This window comes from Leptothoe sp. LEGE 181152 (genome assembly GCF_032906605.1).
Classification (GTDB): domain Bacteria; phylum Cyanobacteriota; class Cyanobacteriia; order Phormidesmidales; family Phormidesmidaceae; genus Leptothoe; species Leptothoe turfae.
Genome location: NZ_JASATU010000067.1, coordinates 258913 through 282800 on the forward strand (window position 1 = coordinate 258913; position 23888 = coordinate 282800).

A 23888-nucleotide genomic window follows, 5' to 3' on the forward strand; every position below is an offset into this window, starting at 1 on the left:
CAAGAGCAACTTTTCATGGATAAGAAAAACTTGATGCCTAACCAGGCTCACCCAATCAACCGGATGACGGCGGGACAATTGCCTCCCGAATTGGCGGAACTGTCAGAAGAAACCTTATGCGATCATGACGGAGACGGTTTCATGACAGCTTCCAGTGGTTGTAGCTTCTTTTGCTCTAGTGGCTGTAGAGGTCTTATTAGTATTACTGGTGGGAATGATGCTCAGTGTTTTTGCTCTTATGACGGTGATGATGCCGAGTAAAGTCTGCTGCCATCTTCTGCTCTCTTGATAGCAGCAACAAAAGGGAGCAGAGAATATAGGGGGTAGAATTCCCTCCTTTTTAAACAGCCTTCTTCCACAAAAAGAAGCGGCCTGACCCACCGATTGAGGTAGGCAAAAGGTAATTGAAACTTAACCATTAACGGTTAAATCTAACGTTTGCTGCTTCAAAGACGGGTCGAAACTCAAACAAACTAATGATAGGAGAAATGTCTCATGGACAAGAAAAACCTGATGCCTAACCAGGCTAACCCAATCAACCGTATCACTGCTGGTCAACTGCCTCCAGAACTAGCAGAACTATCGGAAGAAATTCTGTGCAGCCATGACGGTGGAGACATCGCACCATCTAGTGGCTGTTTCGCGTGCGTTGGTGTTGGTTTGGGTGGTGTTGGTGGCGGTAACGTCAGTTGTGGTGGTTGCTTTTGCTCTTATGATGGAGATGACGCAGAATAAGGGTTAAAAGGAATTGAATTGTAGGGTGTGTTATGACGCTAGCATAGGCTGTTAGTCTAACGCGCAATAACCTAAATTAGGAATTGGTGCGTCGCGGATGGCGACGACACACCCTACAAAAAATCAAAGAGAGCTACTAAGAAGTAAAAGTGTAAAAGTCCACTGAGTTGCTCATTTTGGACGGCTTCAAAAACGATTCAAAACTCAAATAGGTTCTGGAGAGTAGGAGAAAAATTCTCATGAATAAGATAAGTTTAATGCCCAGCCAGGCCAGCCCAATCAGCCGAAGCACGGCGGGTCAACTGCCTCTAGAACTGGCAGAACTAGCCGAAGAAACTTTATGCGGTCATAACGACGGAGGCATTATACCGTCCAGTGGCTGTTTTCTCTGCTTCAGTATTGGTATTGGTTTAGGGGGCATCGCTACTGGTGGTGGTAACGTTAGCGGCGGTGGTTGCTTTTGTTCTTATGATGGGGATGATGCCGAATAAGGTCTGATTCAATTATCTTTTCTGTTTAGAGAAGATCAGGAAAAGCACAAGAATAGAAACTCACACCCTCCTTATCCTCTAAATTTCTCCATTATTATTTATCTCAATTTACTCAAAGGAAACTGAAACCATGAGGCTTCCCAAACAATCGCCACCGGTTAAACGTCCTGATCTGATCAAACCCCATGAAACCGTGGATGTTGTTCACGGCAGCATTGAAGAACTAGTCTCTATTCGGATAGATTTGCTGCACGGCGCTAACTATAACGATCCGCCTGCTTTTCAACACCGTACCTATCAACAGCTCAAAGGCTCCGGTTGGGGCTATGGCAGATAGATATCCTCCCCCACTGTTTAAGTACTAAAAGTAATTGAATCCCAAATCGTTGTTTGCCTGCAGTGGAGGATGTTCCCCTTGTGGCTATCCTGTTACTCAAGCAGCGGTTCATCAGTATAGAGATTTGGCGCTATGGCTCAAGTAAATTCATCCCAGCAACCAGATAACACTCCAGCCTCGAACCCTCCTGCTCTTTTATCGGTTCTTTCCTTTAATGGCCAGGGTGATTGTGTTGATTTAGGGGTACAACCACACTTTAAAGTCCAGAAACATTTGACGCTAGAACTTTGGGTCTGGATCGAAAGCCAACGACAATGGGCCGGCCTAATCTCTAAGATTTTTGATACGGGGTCTACGGAAAGTGGGTACGGGCTATTGCTAGATGGTAATAGCGGCGTCTACTTTGGTGTAAAAGTTCCTCGTCACCAGATGGAATACCTGAGTAGCGGTGCCGGTACTGTGCCCTTGAAAGAATGGCATCACATCGCTGCAACGTATGATGGCGAGTGCTTGCGCGTGTATGTGGATGGTGTGGAAAAAGCGCTTCAAACCCTGGCTGATTCCAGCATTGATTACGTCCCTGATAACAATTTGCGACTTGGGATGTACCGGGATGATAATGAGACTTACGCCTTTCACGGCAGCATTGCCGATGTGCGCTTGTGGGAGATCGCCCGCACCCAAGCTGAGATTCAGGGAGCAATGGGTCGTCGTCTAACCGGTACAGAGGCAGGTTTAGTCGGTTATTGGCCCATGGCTGAAGGGTCTGGTACTACTACTAATGACCACACTACAAATGCAAGCCATGGCTCCATTAGTGGAGCGAGCTGGAGCGAGTCAGCCTTACCTATCCTCAATCCCACTGAGGCCGCTGAAAGTTCTGCACAGATCGCGACAGTAACGCTGCCTAACAATAGCACAATCAAGCTGAAGTCGTGGAAAGGGGATTACCTGCATCGCCCTGACTCGGCTCAAGGCGTTACCAGCTGGAGTACAGGCGTTGGGAACGAATGGATCGTTGAAGCGATCGATAATAACAAAATCAAGCTGAAGTCGTGGAAAGGAGATTACCTGCATCGCCCTGATTCGGCTCAAGGGGTGACGACCTGGCATACAGGCGTTGGGAACGAGTGGACGGTTGAAGCGATCGATAACAACAAAATCAAGCTGAAGTCGTGGAAAGGGGATTACCTGCATCGCCCTGATTCGACCCAAGGCGTGACCAGCTGGAGTACGGGCGTTGGTAATGAGTGGGTGCTGGAAACAATCAACACCCCAACATCAGAGTCTCCCCAAGTATTACAGTTTGATGGCCAGGATGATTATGTAGCCGTTGCGATTGCCCCCTGGGAAACATCAACCTTTTCCATCGAACTGTGGGCTAAGGCTGCAACTATCTCCCAGAGAAACTACTCTTCCTTGTTCAATAGTTGGGATGGAGCGACGCCAAAGGGGTCTTTCCAACTAGATATCTTGAATGGCTCTTATCGGTTTCTCCACAGCAATACTCAGCTTTTGTTCACACAGGTGAGTGAAGAATGGCTGCACTTAGCTGTGACCTATGATGGCTCGACCTTGGTTACCTACGTTAATGGTGAGATTGCTAACCAACGGAAGAAAGCCTTAACCATTAGCTTTAAAGACTATATTTTTGGCCGCAATCGTAATCGTGAATGTCTATTTAAGGGCGAGTTGAGTGAGATTCGCATCTGGAATCGAGCTAGAACTCAAGCTGAGATTCAGGCAGATGGAACCTGCCGCCTGACCGGTAATGAACCGGGGTTAGTTGCCTATTTCCCAATCAGTGAAGGGGTTGGCAACACCACAAATGGTAAGACAACGGATGCCAAGCAGGGCAATGTTTATGGTGCCACTTGGACAACTTCGTCTGGCTTACCAATCGCAGCTGAACCCCCTCATCAGCCAGATGCCACGACTTCTCCAGACACCACGAATCCAACAGGAAACACAACTTCTCCAGACACCACGAATCCAACAGGAAACACAACTTCTCCAGACACCACGAGTCCACCAGCCATGACAACACAACCTAATACAACAACGTCTGCTTCGAGATGGGTCTTACAGTTTGATGGGGTAGATGATTATGTTGAATTGCCACCGGCAAGCATCCCTTCTGGTAATGAGATTACCTTTAGTTTTTGGGCTTATGGTGGAGATGCTTTGCCCACGAGTAATTCAATATTTGCTGCATTTGATGCGCAGGGGACTCGTCTACTAAACATCCATTTACCGTGGGGGAATGGATCTATATATTTTGATTGTGGCTGTGTTAATAGCACCTATGACCGCATAAATAAGCAGAGTAGTCCAGCTGAGTTCAAGGGTAAATGGTCCCATTGGGCGTTTACTAAAAACTGTGCAACGGGCGAAATGAAGATCTATTTGAATGGTGATTTGTGGCACAGTGGATCGGGCAAGACCCGCCCTATTCCCAAGGCCATCAGAGCCCAATTTGGTGGCTATACGGCTGACTCATATCACTATCAGGGAATGTTGGCGGAAGTTCAGTTTTGGAATTACGCCCGCTCCCAAACCGAAATTCAGCAGTCTATGAACTCTGCACTAACGGGAACTGAATCTGGATTAATCAGCTACTATCCCATGCAGCGAGGCGCAGGCAAAACGATTCTCAACAAAGTTGGCGATACCTACGACGGCACCATGCAGGGGGCCATTTGGCTCTCTTCTGCTGGCCTGGCAATCGCCCCCGTTTCCGTTAGTCCACCGAAACCTATGCCAAACCCAGTCACTCCAATCACAACGTCTCCCGCACCGCTCTCTATTATCGAAAGTTGTCAGCCTGTCTTAAAGCTGGGGCAAAATCATCAGGGAATTGCCGTTGGTAGCGGTGCCCTGTCGCCCCAGGGACAATTCACCCTAGAAGCTTGGGTTTGCCCCAGCGGCATCACTGGACAGCAAGTGATTCTGGCAGATGGAGAAGCTCTGTTGTATCTGGAAGGGGGCGACCTTAAGTTTCGAGCTAATGCCAATGCTGAGCCCCTTGCCTCCAAAAATGCTGGCCTGACGGCGGGCAATTGGTATCACATTGCGGTGGTTTGCAGCGGTTCCCAGGCTGATGGCACCAAGCTCTATTTCAGTGGTGAACGAAATGATAATCAGCTGGCGATTGGCGCGATCGCATCAGGTGGCAGCACCTACCTGGGGGGCCATCCCAACCTGGCTGATGCGAAATTCCAGGGCTATTTAACCGAGGTTCGGGTCTGGCGAGTGGTGCGATCGCAAGCAGAAATCAAAGCCAATATGTCCTACCGCCTCACCGGTCAAGAACTGGGATTAATCCGCTACTGGCCATTGAATGAGGGTTCTGGAGCCAAGATTTCCGACAAAACAACCTACCGAGCACCCGGAGATCTGATGGGTGAAATCACCTATGAGGAAGTAGACGTTCCCCTAAAACTACAGCTCGAACCCCAGGAGCGATTAACCCGATCCACCGGATTGGAAGATTATGGCTACTGGTATAGAGAAATGGCAAAACAACAGAAAGCGAAGACAGAGGCAGATCCCCCTTTCCTGCGGGGCCGGATCTGGCGATGAGTGCCCTTGGAAACTCTTCTTCTTGCCGCAAGCACCTCAGTCTATCTGAATGAAGCATGAAAAACCCCCAAATCAAGCCCCATTTTCGTCTAGAAATCATTGAGCCCAAACACGTCTATCTGTTGAGTGAATATTCCACCCAAGCACTCACGGGAGGGCTTTACTGCCAAATTTTGCCCCTGTTGAATGGACAGCACACCCGTGAAGAGCTGATTCAAAAACTGGATGGGCAAGTGCCACCAGAGCATGTAAATTATGTGCTCGATCGCTTGCAAGACAGAGGCTTTCTAACGGATGCGGCCCATGAACTAACCCCAGAGATGGCGGCATTTTGGAGCGGGTTGGGTGTGGAACCTCAGCAGGTGGCAGAGTACTTACCGCAGAGCCAGGTAACGGTGACGGCGATTGGAGCAACGAATCCTCAGCCGTTGCTCGATGCTCTCCAGGCGATTGGCATTCCAGTGCAACAACGACAGTTAAAGGACTGTCTAGGAGCGGGGGCAGCTAGGAAAACAGAAGCCAAGAATTCTTTATGGGTTGTGCTGACGGATGATTATCTTCAGCCTGAGCTCAGACAGATTAATCAAAACGCCTTGAGCACTCAGCAACCCTGGCTGTTGATCAAGCCCATGGGGAATATGCTTTGGTTCGGCCCCATCTTTCATCCCGGTCAAACGGGGTGTTGGGCCTGCTTAGCGCAGCGCTTGTGGGGCAATCGCGAGGTGGAATCGTCGGTGTTACGGCAAAAAGGGAAGCTGGGTCAGCGCGGGAACGCAAGCGATCATCAGGCGTGTTTACCCGTAGCATTTGCTGAGTTTCCGGCGATGGTGCAGACAGCCATTGGGCTGACGACAACTGAGATCGCAAAGTGGCTAGTGCAGCAGAGCATCACAGATTCACCGATCCAGACGTTAGCCGGAAAAGTGATCACACTGGATCAGGCCACCCTGACATTAAAGACCCATCAATCACCCCATCGTCCGCAATGTCCTGCTTGTGGCGATGCTGACTGCATCAGTCAACAAGTTAACCAGCCGCTTGCCCTCACGAGTCGCAAAAAGTTGTTCACCCAAGATGGGGGACATCGCGCCTTTACCCCAGAACAAATTGTCAGCCGTCATGAGCATTTGATTAGCCCGATTACCGGCGTGGTCAGCAGTCTGGTGCGCTCGTCCGCCCCGGATAATTCTTTTGTGCATACTTACAGTGCTGTGCATGCCTTTGGGTCGGCGGCTAGCCTGAATCAACTGCGGCAATCGCTGCGGCACAAAAGTGGTGGCAAAGGCAAAACCGATCACCAGTCAAAAGCCAGTGGATTCTGTGAAGCGATTGAACGCTATTCGGGCATCTATCAGGGCGACGAACCCAAAGTGAGCGCCACCTTTATGGAATTGGACGGGGCCGCCATTCACCCCTACCAATGTTTGCTATTTAGTGAGCGACAATATCAAAATCGAGAGCAGTTGAATCAGGCAGCACGGGTCGAGCATGATTGGATTGCTCAACCCTTTGATAACACTCAAACCATTGATTGGACGCCTGTTTGGTCACTCACCGAACAAACCCATAAATATCTCCCCACCGCATTTTGTTATTACAACTACAAATTACCCAAAGGGCAGCGCTTCTGTTCGGCAGACTCCAACGGCAATGCAGCCGGTGGAACATTAGAGGATGCCATTCTTCAGGGCTTTTTAGAATTGGCGGAACGGGATAGCGTGGCTCTCTGGTGGTACAACCGCTTACCGCGTCCGGGGGTAGATTTAGCCAGTTTCAACGACCCCTATTTACTAGATTTGCAAGCCTGGTACAAAACTCACCAGCGAGAACTGTGGGTCTTAGACTTAACAACAGACTTAAACATTCCAGCCTTTGCTGCGGTTTCTCGGTATACCGGTGACGATCAAGAATACATTGTTGCTGGCTATGGCGCGCACTTCGACCCTAAAATTGCCATCTCACGCGCGGTCACAGAGGTGAACCAGATGGGAGGCCACCTGCCAGAAAAGCATCCTCCCACCGAAGCGGACTCAGCCCTGAACTATTGGTTCACCCAGGCAACAATCGCCAACCAGCCCTATCTGGCTCCTGCCCCCCAAGTCCCGTTCAAACAATACACTGACTATCAGCAGGAGTGGAGTGATGACATTCATCAAGATGTCTTGCAGTGTGTTGAAGTCGTCAGACGAGCAGGACTAGAGATGTTGGTGTTGAACCAGACTCGTCCTGACATTGGCTTACCTGTGGTTAAAGTTATTGTGCCGGGACTGCGCCACTTCTGGTCACGCTTTGGGGCCGGACGCCTATACGATGTGCCGGTAAAACTAGGTTGGCTGTCGGCATCGCTGGCAGAAGAGCAGATGAATCCCATGCCCATGGTGTTTTAAGATGGCTGATCTTTTCACTCTCTCCTTTAGATCCGATATTACCCTTGAGGTGGAAGCCGAGCAGATTGCCTTGCGATCGCCCCAACAGACCCTGACATTGGATCATCCTCAACCGGGTTTAAAGGCCGCCTTAGAGCACCTAAAATATTCAGCACTCACCCTCACCCAGTTGGTGGCTAAGGTGGTAGAACTGGATGGGCCTGAAGCGGGTCTCACCTTTGAGCCTGAATTACAAAAACTGATTCGCCTGGGCTGGATCTGCCATTCTGTTCTTCCCCTGGTAACGGCTATTCCAATTACGGATAATTACCAGTTCGAAGATGGTAGTGCGGATGGTAGTGCAGATGGCAGTGCAGATGGGCCATGGCAACTACCAACGCTTTCTCGCTTTGCTTTTTTGCATCAGGACAACCAGCAATTCGTTCTAGAGTCTCCCTTATCCAAAGCCAAGATTGTTCTGTGGGATTATCGAGCTGCTGCGATGGTGGCAAAGTTGGCTACCCCTAATAAATCTCTGACCTTAGAGGAGATTACAGAGACACTGATTGATCTAGATACTGCCCAACGCTTTATACAGTTATTAATCGCCACTGGCATGGCAATTGTTGAACCTGAACCTAAGGCGTTGACCCACTGGGAATTTCATAGCCTATTGTTTCATCGTCAAACTCGATTGCAACGATTAGACGACCCACACCAAGCGGAATTGCCTTTCTTTGAAGATCGCGATCGCTATCCCACCCTCAAACCCCCCATGGGCGATCAGGTGATTTCATTAGTCAAACCTGATCTGGCCCATGTGACAGCCAACGATATGTCACTAACCCAGGCGATCGAGGCGCGTCAGTCCCTTCGAGAATATGACGATCAGCCCATTTCGATTGCTCAATTGGGAGAGTTCTTATATCGCTGTGCCAGGGTGAAAGAACTCTCTACCCTGGAAAAAGATTGGCTCAATATTAAAGAATTCACTCAGCGCCCCTACCCCTGTGGCGGAGCCTTATATGAATTAGAAATTTATCCCGTCATCAATGAGTGCGAGGGATTGGCGGCAGGGCTCTATCATTACCAACCCCTCGCCCACACATTACACCTACTTGTTGATGGACAATCTCCCGTAGAAAATTTGCTTTACGATGCCTGGAAGGCAACGGGACAACAAGATATTCCCCAGGTTCTGTTAATCATTACAGCCCGATTTGGTCGCTTGTTCTGGAAATACCCCAGTTTTGGTTACGGCTTAATTTTGAAACATATTGGCGTGCTATATCAGACCTTTTATTTGGTGGCCACAGCGATGCAATTAGCCCCCTGTGCGATCGGATCAGGGAACTCAGAGCAATTTTGTAAAGTGGCCGCCCTGGATGAGATTGAAGAAGCATCTGTCGGAGAGTTTAGTCTCGGTTCATTAAAGCGACATAATCACGAGCTGCCCTAAACGTTTCACCTGTCTGATAACGCCATTCACTTCTCATTTAACCTGAAGCTACCATGCCTGACTTTGCTGCTATTCCTGGATTTGCTGCCCTCCAAGCACTGACCCTTGGAGATTCTCGCATCAAAATCGCGGTTTTGGACGGGCCTGCCGATCTTGATCGCACCTGTTTCAAAGGTGCCAATTTGAGCCGAGTCAACCCCTATTGGCAAGAAGAACTGGAGCCCATTGATCCGGTCTATATTCAGCAGGAACTCAAAATCAGAGCACTGACGGAACAACGAAAAGCGCTGAAAAAGTCCATGAAGGAATGCGAAAAGCAGGATGCAGAGATTATCCCTTCGACTCCAACCGATGGCAACGATGAGCCGCAATCGCCATCAAATACTCAGGTGACACCCTCTGAGTCAGGGCGCACGACTGGCCCACTGAGAAAAATTTTCAATGCTTTGCTAGAAGACATGGATGCCCCTTTGCGGGACTACTATCGTCAGTTAAGGGATGCCAAGCAACTATCATCGCCGCCCAACATCCCCCAAAACATTGACCATACCGATGCCATTGACGCCTTAGAGGCAGAAATAAAAGAGCTGGTAGAAGCGATTCCTGAATCAGTGAAAATACGTTTGAATGGGGTTTTCCACGCCACAGGTATTTTTGGCACAATGTTTGGGCAACCGGGCTCTCCAGTCGAAGGGATAGCCCCCCACTGCACAGCAATCAACATTCCCCTGTTTGAGACGGCAACAACCGGTGAAGCTCTATCCCCCCTGAGTCTGGCCCATGCCTTTAACCTGGCACGGGACCTGGGGGTACATATCATTCATTGTGCGGCTTGCCACCCTACCCAAACCGGATTTGCCCACGAAATGATTCAGAAAGCCGTCCAGCAATGCCAGGAAAACAATATCCTAATTGTGGCTCCGGCAGGCAACGACAAGGGGGAATGCTTTTGTGTTCCTGCCGTTCTCCCCAATGTTCTGTCCGTCGGCATGATGAAAGATGATGGGCAACCTGCCAGCTATAGCAATTGGGGGGGACAATATCAGCATCAAGGCATTCTGGCTCCAGGTGAGAACATTGTAGCCGCTCAACCAGGCACTAATGAACCTGCTCGTCAAGAAGGTACGAGTTTATCCGCCCCCCTGATGACCGGTCTCTCTGCGTTATTAATGAGTTTGCAACTGCAACGCGGTGAGCAACCGAATGCAGAAGCTGTGCGGTTGGCTTGGCTGAATAGTGCCCTGCCTTGCGATCCTGAAACGGTTGAAGAACCCGAGCGCTGTTTGGCGGGTCGGTTAAATCTTGCGGGTGCTTATCACTGCCTGACTGGACAATCATTGCCTGGGGTGCAGCCGGCTACGGTCATGCCGTCAACTATAACGCGGCCCACGGCCAATCTTCTGGCCCTCGGCCTGGTTGAACCGGCACCGATCCACGCCCCAGTTGCACCCCTCAAAGCAGCACCTAGCCCTGAACCAACACCAATCCTAACGGCGACAGCTCCGGTCTCACAACCCGTTTCTCTCCCCACTGTTCTCCCTGCTGCCGCCTCTGCTCCAGTCGCCCCGCCAGCGACGACCCTTTCTTCAGCGACTGTGACACCCAGTGCAGTCTCCAACAAAGTGTATGCCTTGGGAACCATCGGCTATGACTTTGGCACTGAAGCGCGACGCGACACCTTCAAGCAAAAGATGCCAGCTGTTGCCAGTGATGGCACGATCGTGCCGGCCAATCCCTATGATGCTCGTCAGATGGTGAACTATCTGGATCAGAACCCAACGGCAGCAAAATCGCTCATCTGGACACTGAACTTAGACTTAAATCCCATCTATGTGGTTGAGCCTAAGAATGCGTTTGCTAATGATATTTACGAGACTCTAATCCAAATGCTAGCGGGGCAGTTGGAAGCGGAAAACAGCGAAGATTACATTGAGCGGGTGAGCATACCTGGGCGCTTGCAACATAAAACGGTAGACCTGTTTTCGGGACAGGTTTTGCCTGTGGTCGAAATTGAAAATTCGCGGGGAATGTATGGTTGGCAAGTCAATGAATTAGTCCGTTCGGCCTTTACAATGGTTCGCGATCGCATCCCCACAGCTACCGATGTCGCCATGCAGCGTTCATTAGACAGTTTTTTGCAGCGCATCTACTTTGAATTGGGAAATTTGGGACAACTTGCTCGGGAGCGCGCCCTTAACTTTGCCGCCACTAATGCCTTCCAAGCTGCATCTACTTTTGCTGAAGCGATTGCCCTAGGGATGCAACTTGATAGCATTGAGGTTGAAAAAAGCCCTTTCTGCCGCATTAATAGCGACTGCTGGGACGTGATACTGATGTTTTTAGATCCAGAAAACAGTCATCGAGCAAAAAAGGTATTCCGCTTCACAATTGATGTAAAAGATACCGTTCCAGTGACGTTAGGGGACGTGCGATCATGGTCAGTACTCCGATAGTAATCCCTCAGGAGTATTGGAAGATTACTATAAAACAAATCTCTTTTATCCAATAAATTTAGAGAAAATTCAAAAATATAGATAGGCGATGATTCCTTGCAAAGAATCATCTATCGCATCCTCTGCAAAGACTACTAGACAAATAGACATATAGATGTAGTATATTTCAAAATATAAACAAACAAAGGTAAGAAAAGTCGGAAAAGTCGGAAGACCTCTAATAACTTACCTGAGTTTAATATTTATGTGAGAATGTTTAGGTGATTTCCTGTAGAATCTCTAGTTCCTGTAATCGCCTATGAATTCTGATGAAGTTCTTCTGGCCATTGAAGAGCGATTTCTTAAACGGAAGCTAACTCCAGCAGAGCGGATCGTTCTAGGACAAACCTGGAACAAACAAACCTATGATCAAATGGCCAAGCATTCAGGCTACGGAGATGCTCACCTCAAAGACACAGGCTACAAGCTGTGGCGAGCCATCTCTCAAGCTCTTGGACAGCGCGTCACTAAGAAGAGTTTACTCTTCGTGTTACAAGAACACCTACAACCGCTCTCATCATCACACCTACAACCGCTCCCATCATCACACCTACAACCGCTCCCATCATCGTCGAATCTAACCAAGACTTTTGTACCTTTACATACAGAGGCACTATCAGCACGACGACCGTACCTATCTGGCCCCCTACCGCCTGATTCTCCGTTCTATATACAGCGTTCTCCAGGCGAAGAATTAGCGTACTCAGAAATTCAGCGCCCTGGAGGTTTTGTGCGGATCAAGGCACCTCAAAAGATGGGGAAAACCTCCCTGATGTTTCGATTGATTGAAATTGCCCATCAAAACAATTATCAAACGGTCCATCTCGATTTACAAACCGTGGATCAAGATGTCTTTAGCAATATTGACATGTTTCTAAAATGGTTTTGTGTACGCAGCAGCCAATCATTAAAGTTAGCGCCAAAACTCCTTGATTTTTGGGATGCCTCCATGGGGCACAAGGTCAGCAGTGAACTCTATTACCAGGAATATCTGCTGGAAAATAGGAAAACGCCTACGATATTGATTATTGATGCAGCTGAACGACTGATTGAACATCCTAAGATCGCCCAAGATTTTTTTCCGCTGCTGCGTTCCTGGCATGAAAAAGCTCGATGGAACTTTCTTTGGCGTAACCTCCGTATTGTCATTGCACACGCTACCGAAATCTATGCTCCATTAAAAATCCATCAATCACCCTTTAACATTGGTCAAGCCATCAAATTACCTAAATTCACTGCTACCCAGGTGGCAGAATTAGCAGCCCGCTATGGTGTGGCAAAAAGCAATGACACATTAGGAAAAATCCTTGTAGATTTGGTCGGCGGACATCCTTATCTGGTAAATATCTTTCTATATTATCTGGCTACGGAGTCCCTATCGATCGATACATTACTCAAAACAGTATCCATGCCATCCGGTATTTATGGGACTCATCTGCGGAATTATCTAGCGCTCCTAAAAAAAGAGCCAGAGTTAGCTATTTCTTTCAAACAAGTGGTCTCTTCCACAACAGGTGTGGAACTAGATGCTGTTGCTATGTATCGTTTAGAAAGCCTTGGTCTTATTACCATCAACGGATATCAGGCCATCCCTAGCTGCAATATCTATCGCTCATACTTTCAACAACAACTTAGTGTTTAGAGATACAGAATTAGCAAACATCAACATTTCCTTGTTTTTAGTCTGTTTTTTGATTCGCTCACCATGAAGATTCAAACTTTAAAAGTATCATTTCATATGAAATAAAAAGAATGCGTAAAGTCGCTCTTCAGCCGTCTTTTCCGACTTTACTTACTTTTGTCTTTTGCTATATATGTAATGTATTCACAACTGAGAATACAGCAAATTAAAAGGCAACTTAAAAAGTTTGAAAAGACTCTTTGATGTTTGCCAATGCGGATCATTTTATTGGTCCGCATTTTCTTATGTAATTAAATACTAACTCAACTATCTCTTGACTTGGCTGAAATCAGTTTACCTTTCTCACATCTAGCTTTTCTTTAAACCAAATCTACTGGAGAAATCTACAGGATATGGCACGGACTCCTCTATTTAGCTTGTTTTCTCGCGCTCTGAGGTCTGCAACTCTTGCGAAGCTTTACCGAATGCCTATTGATGAACTGTATGAACTCCAAAAAAATCAAAAGAAAGGCAGACTGGGACGACGCAAATTCTTGAAAACAGCTGCTGCCTTTGGAGGTGGGACAATGCTGGCCACTGGGAGTCAAGGGTTTCGAAATGTCGTGCTTGCCCAGGTCGTTAATCCTCCGAAAATTGTGATTGTGGGGGCAGGCCTTGCCGGACTTAATGCCGCTTACCAATTAAAAAAAGCAGGCCATCGCGCCACAATTTACGAAGCCTCAAACCGTGTCGGTGGCAGGATGTATACAGTACACGATGCCATTGGAGAAAATGCCTGGGTGAACCTCGGAGCCGAGTATATCAATAGCGATCATGAGGATATGATCGCCCTGGCTGAAGAACTGAATATTCCCCTGATCGATCGCTTTACTCCCGATGAGCTGGCATTGAAGAATCTGTATTATTTCGACGGGCGCACAATTTCTGAGGCCGAACTGGGAGAAGCACTGATCCCCATTGCCGAACGAATTGCCGTTGATGCCAAGCGGCTGGATGAAGATTAGGATACGGTTAGCGTTGAACTGGATGCCCTCTCGGTTTCTGACTATTGCGATCGCCTTGGCATTTCAGGCTGGGTGCGAGAGCTTATCGAGACTGTCATGGTTGCAGAAATGGGACTTGAAACTGACGAGATTACCGCTCTCAATCTAGTTTGGTTGATTCCCAGCGTCGGTGAAGACGGGAACGTTGAACCAACGGGGGAGTCCGACGAACGATACCTTGTCCAAAATGGGACTCAGGCCATCACTGACGCGATTGCCCAACAGGTGCAAGGCCAAATTGAAACAGGAATGACCTTGACTTCTATTCGCAGCCAGGGTGAACGATTCCGACTCACACTTAACTACAGGGATGTCGATGCGGATATTGTTATTCTTGCTATTCCCTTTAGCGTTCTTCGCCGCATTCCGCTGCAGTTGGACCTACCTCGATCCCTACGTCAATTCATTCATCAAGTAGGTTATGCCAATAATGTCAAAGTCGCTACGGGGTACAGCAAATCTATTTGGCGAGAACAAAAATTAAGTGGGGTGGGGCATACCAATCTTCCTTACCAAACCTTTTTTGAAACCACGCAACTTCAAGAAACAGAAACAGGATCTCTCACCTTTTACTTAGGGGGAAATGTTGGATTTGAGAGCAAGCGTTATAGCGTTCGCGAAAATGCTCGAATCTATACACAAATGCTCAATGATCTAATTCCCGGTTTAGCAGCAGCCTGGAATGGCAAAGCAACTCGCCTACACTGGCCAACCCATAGTTATGCCCTGGGAAGTTATGCCTGCTGGCAACCGGGACAGTACACCGGGTTTATGCAAGATTATGTCTATATTGAAGGGGAAGAGGAGCAAGAGTTTGCTGTGGGGAACTTAATCTTTGCTGGAGAACATACCAGTGATGAATACCAGGGCTATATGAATGGTGCGGCACAGTCAGGACGTTTGGCGGCCCGTGCTGTCTTATCCCGGCTCTTTCGGCTCCTAAGTTGACTACTGAAGTGTTTTCCCTTTAAATTCTACCTCTAGCTCCAGAATTCATCTAGGTTGACATCTGATATCTCCTCCTGTACTTCCTGAAAGTAGGTGCTTGAAGTCAGGCTTTTAACTTCTTCTTCCAGTTTTTTGTGATCAATCTCGATTTGCAACTCTTCTAATTGCCGTTTGAGTTCATCTTCGCGCCGCTTGCGCTCGGTAATGTCTTGCACAATGCCTTCGTAATACAGCACATTACCGTTGTTATCTTTTACAGAACGAGTATCGATTTGAGTCCAGATAATATCGCCATCTTTGCGATAGCAGCGATATTCAAAGTCTTTGACAAAGCCTTGTTGGTCTAGCAGTTCTCTAAATTCGGCTCGCCGCTCTAGATCAACGTATAGCTGTTTACCGATATTAGTGATTTGTGCAATCATTTCCTGGGGAGAGTCATAGCCATAAATTTTGGCCAGGGCTGGGTTGACGCTCAGGAATCGTCCTTGGGGAGAGGATTGCACTCCTCTGCGCGCCTTGGGAATATTCCTGCCATCTTGAAGCAGACGGAGCTACCCCTGGTCCAGGCTCTGCTAACAGGGGTAGCTCTGCCTGATGTCATGAAGATCTAACACAGGGTCAGGAGGTGCTTTACTAAGGAATTTGGCATTTTCTTTGATAGCAGATTTATATCTGGTATTTTCTTGAGAAGCTTCCAACATAATTTCCCAGGTATGCCCAAAGTTGTTTCGGTACATTCTTATCGAGGCGGTACTGGTAAATCCAACTTTACTGCTAATTTAGCGACCACTATCGCCCTCCAGGGTAATCGCGTCGGTATTGTGGATACTGATGTGCCTTCCCCTGGTATTCATAACCTATTTGGTCTAGAGCCTGAGCACACCCACAAAACCCTAAATAATTATCTTTGGGGGGAAACTTCTATTGAAGATGCCGCCTATGATGTGGGTGAAAAGTTGGGTGTGGCTGGCGATGGCAAGCTTTACTTGGTTCCTTCTAGTGTCAGGGCCGATGATATTGCCCGCATTCTCAAGGATGGCTACGATGTCAGGCTGATGAACGATGGCTTTCGTAGCTTAGTCAAGACGCTAAAACTTGACTATCTATTCATCGATACCCACCCAGGGCTATCTAAAGAAACCTTTTTATCCATTGCCATTTCCCACGTGCTGATCTTGATCTTGCGTCCCGATAAACAGGACTATCAGGGCACGGCAGTGACTGTCGATGTGGCCCGACAGCTCAAGGTTCGTAAAATGCTCTTGGCGATCAATAAGGTTTATAGCAGCTTAAATATGGACGCCCTCAAGCAAAAAGTGGAGGAAACCTACGGTGAAACCGTAGCAGGTCTGTTTCCTCTATCTGAGGACATTGTACAGCTGGCGAGTGAAGGGGTATTTTGTGTGAACTACCCGGAGCATCCAGTCAGTCAAGAATTTCGTAAAGTCGCCCAGCAAATCGTAGGGGATTAGCCAGGATGTCAGACATCGGAGATTTGCAGTCCCTGGCCAGCTCAATCACGGCGGTCACCTCCCCGTTTCGCAATTATTTGACCGAGCTACACGAAAAGTTTCAAGCCATTAACGACGGTGATGTAGCTGACTATATTCCTGAACTGGCGCTGGCCAAGCCGGAGTGGTTTGGGATTTGTGTGGTCACCCAAAATGGTCAGGTGTTTGAAGTGGGGGAGTGTGACCAGCTGTTTACGATTCAGTCGATTTCTAAGGCCTTTGTGTTTGGTTTAGCCCTAGAAGATCATGGTCGTGAGTATGTGAATAGCAAGGTGAGTGTAGAGCCGACAGGGGAGGCGTTTAATGCCATTGTGCTGGATGAGGCAACGAATCGCCCCTATAACCCGATGGTGAATGCAGGTGCGATCGCAACCACAGACCTGATCAAAGGCAGCAGCAGCACCGAACGACTCAAGCGCATGCTGGCCATGTTTCAGCGCTACACCGGTCGAGAACACGACATCAATGTGCCTGTCTTTTTATCCGAAAAGGCCACTGGCTACCGTAACCGTGCCATGTCCTACCTGATGCTGAACTTTGGCATGGTGGGCGACAAAATTGACGAAACCCTGGACCTGTACTTTCAGCAGTGCTCGATCATGGTCAACGCCCGTGATTTAGCCATGATGTCCGCCACCTTGGCCAACGGCGGCATCAACCCTGTCACCCAAGAACGCGCCATTGATGAGTACTATGTACAAGACGTAATTAGCGTGATGCTCACCTGCGGCATGTACGATGCCTCTGGCGAATGGGCCTATCGAGTGGGGATGCCAGCCAAAAGCGGTGTCGGCGGCGGTATTTTAGCCGTAGTGCCCAAGCAGCTGGGCATAGGCACTTTTTCCCCACCGCTAGATGCCAAAGGCAACAGCGTCCGGGGCATCAAAGTTTGTGAAGCCTTAGCTACAGATTTTGGCTTACATCTATTTAACGCCGCCAAGCCTGAGCGAGAGCTGCAAGCCTGGATTGATGGCAACGATGTGGATAGCTGGTAGATACCCCATGAAACTACTAGCTCGCCTGCAGTCGCCCAACAATCTGCCCCTACGAGTGGTCTTGATTGTGCTGTTTGTTGGCCAAATTGTCGGAGCCGTCGGTCTAGTGGGCTATCTGTCCTTTCGCAATGGTCAAAAGGCCGTGAATGGGCTGGCTATCCAACTACGCCATGAGGTCACAGCCCGGATTGAACAAGAACTACAGAGCTATTTTGAAACCCCCCACGAGATCAATCGACTCAACGCCAGCGCCTTTGCCAGAGGCATACTGGATGTAGACGGAGCAGGCAATGGTGAAACCCAGCTCTATCAACAGATGCGGATTGCCCCCACCATTGCCCTGGCCTACTGCGGTAGCGCCCGCAGTGGCGAATTTTTTGGAGTGTTGCGATCGCCTGAGAATGGGGCACTGCAGCTAACTTATAGTAATCCCGCCACCCAAAAACTGCGCCGATATTACAGCTTAGATGTCCGGGGAGAACGCACTAACTTTCTATGGCAGGCAGATACACCCTATGATTCTCGCCAACGTCCCTGGTATAAAGCGGCAGCCTTGGCCGAGCGGCCCCAGTGGACAGATATCTACATTGCCTTTACCACTGGGCTACCCAATATTACTGCCAGCCTCCCTGTGTATGATCGCTCCGGCAAAGATGTGCTGGGAGTATGTGCAACGGATGTGGTGCTCCCAGAGGAATTTAGAACCTTTTTACAAAGCCTACAAATCGGGCAAACCGGGCAAGCCTTTGTGATCGATCGCCAGGGGCAGCTGATTTCCAACTCAACCGATGAACCCCTGATGGTCAACGATGGGGATACTGCCACCCCCCTGCTAGCTATCAATAGCAGCGATCAGTTAGTCCGAGATACGGCCCGTTACCTCGCCCAGCGATTCAATGGGTTTACTAACGTGACCGAAGTTCAGCAGCTACAGCTACAGCTCAACGGTAAACACCAATTTTTAGAAGTGCTGCCGTTCCAAGATGGGTTTGGTCTCGATTGGCTGATTGTGGTCGTTGTGCCCGAAGCCGATTTTATGGGCCAGATTAATGCCAACACCCGCAATACCATCCTGCTATGTGGGCTAGCGCTGCTGGTTGCTATTGCCTTAAGCGTGCTGACGGCCCGTCGAATCACCCGTTCGCTTCTACGGCTATCTCAAGCCTCCGATCGCTTGGCCCAAGGCCATCTAGACCCGCAGGTGAAGTCCAGTTTTATTGCCGAAATTGATACCCTGGCCAACTCATTTAACAAAATGACTCGGCAGCTGAAGCAGTCCTTTGAGACTATCCGCATTGCCGAGGAAAACTACCGCAGCATCTTTGAAAACGCCCTGGAGGGGATCTTTCAATCTAGCCCTGAAGGCCGTTTTATCAATGTCAACCCAGCCCTAGCCAACATCTATGGCTATGACTCTCCCCAAGAGATGATCGATAGCATTACCAACATTGGTACGCAGCTGTATGTTGATCCAGAAAAACGGGCAGACTTTCAAGCAAAAATCGACCAGCAAGACAGCATTACCGGGTTTCAATATCAGTGCTACTGCAAAAACGGCAGTATTATTTGGGCCCAAATCCACGCCCGAGCCGTTCGCACCTCCCAAGGTCAAGTGCTCTACTATGAGGGCATTGTCCAAGACATTACGGAACGCAAGCGGCGCGAAGACGAGCTAAAACGCCAGCTGGCCGAGCTAAAAATTGAAATCGATCAGCAGCAGCGGCAAGAGGAAGTCGTCACCCTAACTGCCAGCAGCTACTTTCAGGAAGTACAGCAGGAAATAGCCGAAGTCGATTTAGACGAATTTTGGAGCTGAAGAACCCAGAAAGGCCTATGGCCAAGCTCACTCAATACTCACCCTTGCAAGAGTCTATGGATATTAATTCTGGGAGTCTTAGGAGAGATTATAGAACAGGTTTATCACTGTATTTTAGAACTTACAACAAAACTAGGAGAGAGTTTTATTCTTGCGCATTATCGGTGGGTAATTGAGCGAACATTATCTTGGTTAGATAAGGCCAGACATCTGTACCGAGACTATGAGATGTTACCTGAAAACCATGAAGGAGCGGTCTATGGGATCATGATTCGCTTAAGGCTGCGTCGGTTAACCGATAATCGACGATGGTGGACGTCAAAGACTCCTCAGGCTGCTGAGTATTTGTTTATGAACCCACTCTTACTCAATACTCACCCCTTTAAAGGTAGTTGCCTTAGGCTTAGCTGCCACAGGTGCAGACTTAATTTGTTGCGTGCGTAGTCGATGCTTTTGAAAATATCCCTGCCATTCTTGGGGAGCGTTGAGAGTCTCACCACCATGTTGAGTAAGGCGTTTACGTACCTGACAAAGGACAGGAGTATTAACACAGGCTCCAGAAATAATCACCTGCCCCTTAGTGAGGGCTGGTAGTTCCTTAAGTAAATCGCGTCCAGCGGCTTCTACACCATACTTCAGACTTTCTTGATCCACTGGATTGACAATGCGCATGAGAAACTGGCTCATGCACTGGGAGAGCACATCAGAATCAAGTTTGCCGGGTCGTTGGGTGATTAATCCCACACCCAAGCCAAATTTACGACCTTCGCTAAGGATCGTACGGAGCACTGCTTTGCAGCGAGATGGTTCCTTGGCTGGAGCAAAGCGATGGGCTTCTTCGATCAAGACGAATACAGGAAAAGGTAAATAGTTTTCATCACCTTCTTCGATTTTATCGCGGGCCGTGTTGATGCGCGCATGGTAGCTCTGACGTAGCACCGCTGCACAGATAACCTGCTGTTCTTCCTGGCTGATTTCGTTCATCTGCAAGACGGTCACCTGCCCCGGCTCAAATAAATCGCGGGGGGCCATGTGGTTCATCTGATGAAAGTAAGGAGATCGAGCTAGACGGTCCAGCTTCCACTCCAACGCAGGCGCAGACGAGCCCACCTTGTCATTGCCCTCATCATCAGCTGTGGTGTCAGCCTCGTAAACTGCTGCAATGAGATCATTTACATTCCACCGGTAGTCTCCCCGTTTATGTTTACCCAAAATGGTAAACGCTTTGTTGAGTATGGACTGTTGACGGTCACTCATCTCGGGCAGTAGGGTCAGAATATCGTAATAGTCCAGGGACGACATCCGAATCTGAATATCTTCAGGTGTGAGAATTTGGACTTTAGGGGCATAGCCATCGCTGTCATGAAAGGCTGAATGACCTCGCATTTCTGCTAGGGTACTGTATTCTCCATGGGGATCGAAGATGAGCACCGCTGCTCGGTTATAGGGCTGCAAAAATTCTTCGATGAGGACACCGGCTGTGTAGCTTTTGCCTGAGCCCGTCCCCGCCAAGATAGCCATGTGGGTACTGACAATTTCTTTCACGTCCAGGGCGACGGGGACACTGCCGCCAGGACGCAGTAGTAGAGAGCCAATTTGGGCAGATCCCACCTCGCCTGGCTGCTTTTTATTGACGACCTGTTGTAGGCGGCTATCTGCTGCAATATGGACTTTGGCCCCTGGATCTGGGGTTATGCGAGGGTTAATAAACCCAAGGGCCGGATGGAAGTAGCCAATAACATCCACCGTGACCTCATAAATTTCTGGGTTGGGATACGCAAACCCAATCAGTGAGGCAATGGTATCTGGGCTAATTTGTGTGTCAGCAAAAATCCGATCCGGTAGATGATCAATGAGTCGACGGTCAGAAATCTTCCCTAAAATTTCCCAGGAGCCATTACTATCGGGTGCTTCGATGGCATAAAAGACAAATTCACCGATTTTGACCCGCTTGTTATCGGCAGTAATAAAGACATATTGGTTGCCATCTTCGCCAGGGCCCTTGACTGTGCCAATTACTGGATTCTCAGTACCTGAATCGGAGTGAGCCGTTGGAGTCATAGCGGTGCGATCGCATCAGTGCTGGCTTGCAAGCCAATATCACCCACCATAGTAAACCTGTATTGCTGGAAAGAAACCTGATCTTTTAGGGATGCATGCAGTACCGTCCTGAAATGTTCTGCAAGCCATGGTAAGAAAGGGAGAACGGCCTCGAAACATAACTTCAAAAGAAGCTCGTACGGCGGCACGTTCTCCATGGGGGACATGGAGAATGACGAACAGGCTATTTTTGAGTTCCCTAAGTTAAACGATAAACATCCGGCAAAATCACCATGGCATCACCAAAGGAATAGAAGCGATAGGCCTGTTTAATCGCATCTTGATAAAGATCCATCAGTCGCTGACGGCCCACTAGTGCGCTCACTAACATCAATAAGCTGGAGCCAGGCAAATGAAAATTAGTGATCAATCCATCCACCACTTGCCACTGATAGCCAGGGTAGATAAATAAATTAACCGCACCTTGGTACGCCTTGAGACTGCCTTCCTGGTTAACCACGCCTTCTAAGGTGCGAGTGGTCGTAGTGCCGACAGCAAAAACATGGTTACCTCGTGCTTTAGTTTCTTTAATCAGATCGACTGTGCTTTGGGGTAAATGAACCCATTCTGCATGCATCTTATGGTCAGTAATCGCTTCTGATTCTACCGGGCGAAAGGTGCCCAACCCTACATGCAGCGTAACTTCAGCTCGCTGCACACCTTTTTCTTCCAGCGCTTGAAATACCTCTGGGGTAAAGTGCAAACCAGCTGTAGGAGCTGCCACGGCACCGGGGTTTTGGGCATAGATTGTTTGATATTGGTCCGGCTCCGCATGGGAGTCGGTGATGTAAGGCGGTAACGGAACTTCCCCGAAAGCTTCCATAAGTTTGTCGATGGGGGTATCCGTTGTGGTTTCAAACGTGAGTAATCGACCGTTGGTGTCGAGATCGCAATCCTCTACCCTGGCCGTTAGCAGAGGGTTCTCTAAATCTGGGCCAAAATAGATTGAACTCCCTGGTTTTAAGCGTCGTCCTGGTTTGACCAGTGCCAACCATTGATGGGGTGGGATACGGGGTTCTAGTAATAAAACTTCAACCTTCGCCCCACTTGGTTTGTATCCATACATTCTTGCCGGAATGACTCGCGTATTATTAATCACGAGGAGGTCTCCAGCACACAAAAACTTAGGCAAGTCTTTAAAATAGGCATGCTGGTGATCGGTGTTTGATGAGATCACCATTAAGCGAGAGTGATCTCGGGGTATAACCGGTTCCTGTGCAATCAAACTTGGCGGTAGTTCATATTGATAAGCCATCAAGGAATAATCGCTGTTTGCCTGCTGTTGATCGATCAATTCTTGACTATGGGATGGTTGACGGCTATTAGATGGAGACATAGTTTATAAAGAACAGCAGATGAAATACCGTTGATTTTTGATAAAGGCGTGTTTTCGGCCTTACTAAGCCGAGGGATTTAATGCCAGACTATTAGATGGATTTCTAGGGACCGGCTGCCTAAGTGATTCAAACGATCTAGACTGTAGCACCGCTTTATACCTATGGATTACGTTTACTATTTATCCAATGCCAGTCTTGTTCTGCGAGTTGTTGAAAGGCTACATCGCCTCACTCAGCTCCCGTTAGAGTTCTTAAGTGTTATTCATCGTATCGATGGCTGGATTATTCGGGTTAGGCTGCATGAAAGTGTCTCTCCGGATACGGCATCGAACTTTCAAGCTTTTTTAGATGAATTGGGCGGTCGTTCCAAACCTGGTTATCGCGTGCGGATGGCGTTATGGGGTTTGGAAACTGGCCAAACATCCGTAGATGTCATGCGTCGTTATCAGGTCGCTGTTGTTTCCCATGGCAAACCTGACCGCTACGAAATTGAAGAATTTCGCAAGCAGTTTGTTCAAGGTTTAGGCTATTGCCCTGAAACCCTGGCGTAATTAATTATTCATGGAGGGTGGGGGTTAAGCCCATCCTTCAATGGCATTGACCAAATAGTCTTGTAGCACCAGGTATCGCGCACCGTCCGGCAGTTTTAGCTGAGCCCTGGCGGTTTGTGGTGCCTTCCCATGGCAGCTAACCAATGCCACATCTAAACGGCACGGCAACTGAGCCAGATGCGGATGGCGGGTGAGAAAGAGGCGAGCCGTGGTCCAAAGTTTTCGCTGCTTAGCGCGGGTAATGGATAATAGCCCATCCAGATCCCAGTTGCCCCGACTGCGCGTTTTCACTTCTACAAATGCCAGCATTTCGCTACTCAGCTGGCCACCTTGGGTGTTGTAGCCCTGGGCCACAAGGTCTAGTTCTCCCCAGCGACAGTGCCATCGTCGATAAAGAATTTCCCAGCCTTGCTGCATCAGCCAGGTCTCCACTAGTTGCTCTCCATACACTCCCAGATCTTGATCAGGCATAGCCGTTCTTGT

The 23888-nt window shown here is 48.6% G+C and carries 18 protein-coding genes and 1 pseudogene; 15 read left to right on the plus strand and 4 right to left on the minus strand.

What is annotated here, in order from left to right; genetic code table 11:
• Positions 1-15: 15 nt before the first annotated feature.
• The 11 genes from QGP82_RS33425 to QGP82_RS33475 all read left to right on the plus strand — a co-directional run bounded on the left by QGP82_RS33425 (position 16) and on the right by QGP82_RS33475 (position 15095).
• Positions 16-261, plus strand: a complete 246-nt coding sequence (locus QGP82_RS33425) for a DUF5837 family cyanobactin class RiPP (RefSeq protein WP_163663689.1) — start codon at positions 16-18, stop codon at positions 259-261.
• A gap of 234 nt (positions 262-495) precedes the next feature.
• Positions 496-735 carry a DUF5837 family cyanobactin class RiPP gene (locus QGP82_RS33430; RefSeq protein ID WP_163663691.1) on the plus strand — a complete coding sequence of 80 codons (240 nt, stop codon included), beginning with the start codon at positions 496-498 and terminating at the stop codon, positions 733-735.
• 239 nt (positions 736-974) lie between these two features.
• Positions 975-1226 carry a DUF5837 family cyanobactin class RiPP gene (locus QGP82_RS33435; RefSeq protein ID WP_499062186.1) on the plus strand — a complete coding sequence of 84 codons (252 nt, stop codon included), beginning with the start codon at positions 975-977 and terminating at the stop codon, positions 1224-1226.
• A gap of 130 nt (positions 1227-1356) precedes the next feature.
• Positions 1357-1563, plus strand: coding sequence for a cyanobactin biosynthesis system PatB/AcyB/McaB family protein (locus QGP82_RS33440; protein WP_499062187.1), 207 nt, complete (start codon positions 1357-1359; stop codon positions 1561-1563).
• A gap of 132 nt (positions 1564-1695) precedes the next feature.
• Positions 1696-5145, plus strand: a complete 3450-nt coding sequence (locus QGP82_RS33445; protein WP_499062188.1) for a LamG-like jellyroll fold domain-containing protein — start codon at positions 1696-1698, stop codon at positions 5143-5145.
• A gap of 56 nt (positions 5146-5201) precedes the next feature.
• Entirely contained in the window at positions 5202-7532 is a 2331-nt protein-coding gene (locus QGP82_RS33450; protein ID WP_163663699.1) for a TOMM precursor leader peptide-binding protein, read from the plus strand.
• 1 nt (position 7533) lies between these two features.
• Positions 7534-8970, plus strand: a complete 1437-nt coding sequence (locus tag QGP82_RS33455) for a SagB family peptide dehydrogenase (protein WP_163663700.1) — start codon at positions 7534-7536, stop codon at positions 8968-8970.
• A 53-nt stretch (positions 8971-9023) separates the two neighbouring features.
• Entirely contained in the window at positions 9024-11423 is a 2400-nt protein-coding gene (locus tag QGP82_RS33460) for a S8 family peptidase (protein ID WP_499062189.1), read from the plus strand.
• 298 nt (positions 11424-11721) lie between these two features.
• The gene (locus QGP82_RS33465) at positions 11722-13104 is read left to right on the plus strand and encodes an AAA-like domain-containing protein (protein ID WP_499062190.1); all 1383 of its coding nucleotides are present in this window, start codon (positions 11722-11724) and stop codon (positions 13102-13104) included.
• Between the two features lie 392 nt (positions 13105-13496).
• The gene (locus QGP82_RS33470; RefSeq protein WP_499062191.1) at positions 13497-14108 is read left to right on the plus strand and encodes a flavin monoamine oxidase family protein; all 612 of its coding nucleotides are present in this window, start codon (positions 13497-13499) and stop codon (positions 14106-14108) included.
• A 96-nt stretch (positions 14109-14204) separates the two neighbouring features.
• Positions 14205-15095 (plus strand): flavin monoamine oxidase family protein, encoded by an 891-nt coding sequence (locus QGP82_RS33475; RefSeq protein ID WP_499062192.1) that lies wholly within the window; start codon positions 14205-14207, stop codon positions 15093-15095.
• 32 nt (positions 15096-15127) lie between these two features.
• Here the strand turns inward: QGP82_RS33475 and QGP82_RS33480 are convergent.
• Positions 15128-15595, minus strand: a pseudogene (locus QGP82_RS33480) (PAS domain-containing protein); the annotation flags it as partial.
• Between the two features lie 213 nt (positions 15596-15808).
• Here QGP82_RS33480 and QGP82_RS33485 point away from each other — a divergent pair.
• Genes QGP82_RS33485 through QGP82_RS33495 form a run of 3 tightly spaced genes read left to right on the plus strand, consistent with a single transcriptional unit; the run spans position 15809 to position 19417 of the window.
• Positions 15809-16567, plus strand: coding sequence for a MinD/ParA family ATP-binding protein (locus QGP82_RS33485; protein ID WP_163663707.1), 759 nt, complete (start codon positions 15809-15811; stop codon positions 16565-16567).
• A 5-nt stretch (positions 16568-16572) separates the two neighbouring features.
• Positions 16573-17601 (plus strand): glutaminase A, encoded by a 1029-nt coding sequence (gene glsA, locus QGP82_RS33490; RefSeq protein WP_499062194.1) that lies wholly within the window; start codon positions 16573-16575, stop codon positions 17599-17601.
• A 7-nt stretch (positions 17602-17608) separates the two neighbouring features.
• On the plus strand, positions 17609-19417 hold the full coding sequence (locus QGP82_RS33495; RefSeq protein ID WP_499062195.1) for a PAS domain S-box protein: 1809 nt from the start codon (positions 17609-17611) through the stop codon (positions 19415-19417).
• 363 nt (positions 19418-19780) lie between these two features.
• Here QGP82_RS33495 and QGP82_RS33500 read toward each other — a convergent pair whose 3' ends face one another.
• Positions 19781-21478 carry an ATP-binding protein gene (locus QGP82_RS33500; RefSeq protein WP_499062196.1) on the minus strand — a complete coding sequence of 566 codons (1698 nt, stop codon included), beginning with the start codon at positions 21476-21478 and terminating at the stop codon, positions 19781-19783.
• A 238-nt stretch (positions 21479-21716) separates the two neighbouring features.
• Positions 21717-22772 carry a tRNA preQ1(34) S-adenosylmethionine ribosyltransferase-isomerase QueA gene (queA, locus tag QGP82_RS33505; RefSeq protein ID WP_163671628.1) on the minus strand — a complete coding sequence of 352 codons (1056 nt, stop codon included), beginning with the start codon at positions 22770-22772 and terminating at the stop codon, positions 21717-21719.
• Positions 22773-23015: 243 nt separating this feature from the next.
• On the opposite strand from queA, the gene QGP82_RS33510 reads away from it, so the two are divergent.
• Positions 23016-23405: a hypothetical protein gene (locus tag QGP82_RS33510; protein WP_006517587.1), complete on the plus strand. Its 390-nt coding sequence runs from the start codon at positions 23016-23018 to the stop codon at positions 23403-23405.
• 24 nt (positions 23406-23429) lie between these two features.
• Here QGP82_RS33510 and QGP82_RS33515 read toward each other — a convergent pair whose 3' ends face one another.
• Positions 23430-23876, minus strand: coding sequence for a YraN family protein (locus tag QGP82_RS33515; protein WP_163663715.1), 447 nt, complete (start codon positions 23874-23876; stop codon positions 23430-23432).
• Between the last annotated feature and the right edge of the window lie 12 nt (positions 23877-23888).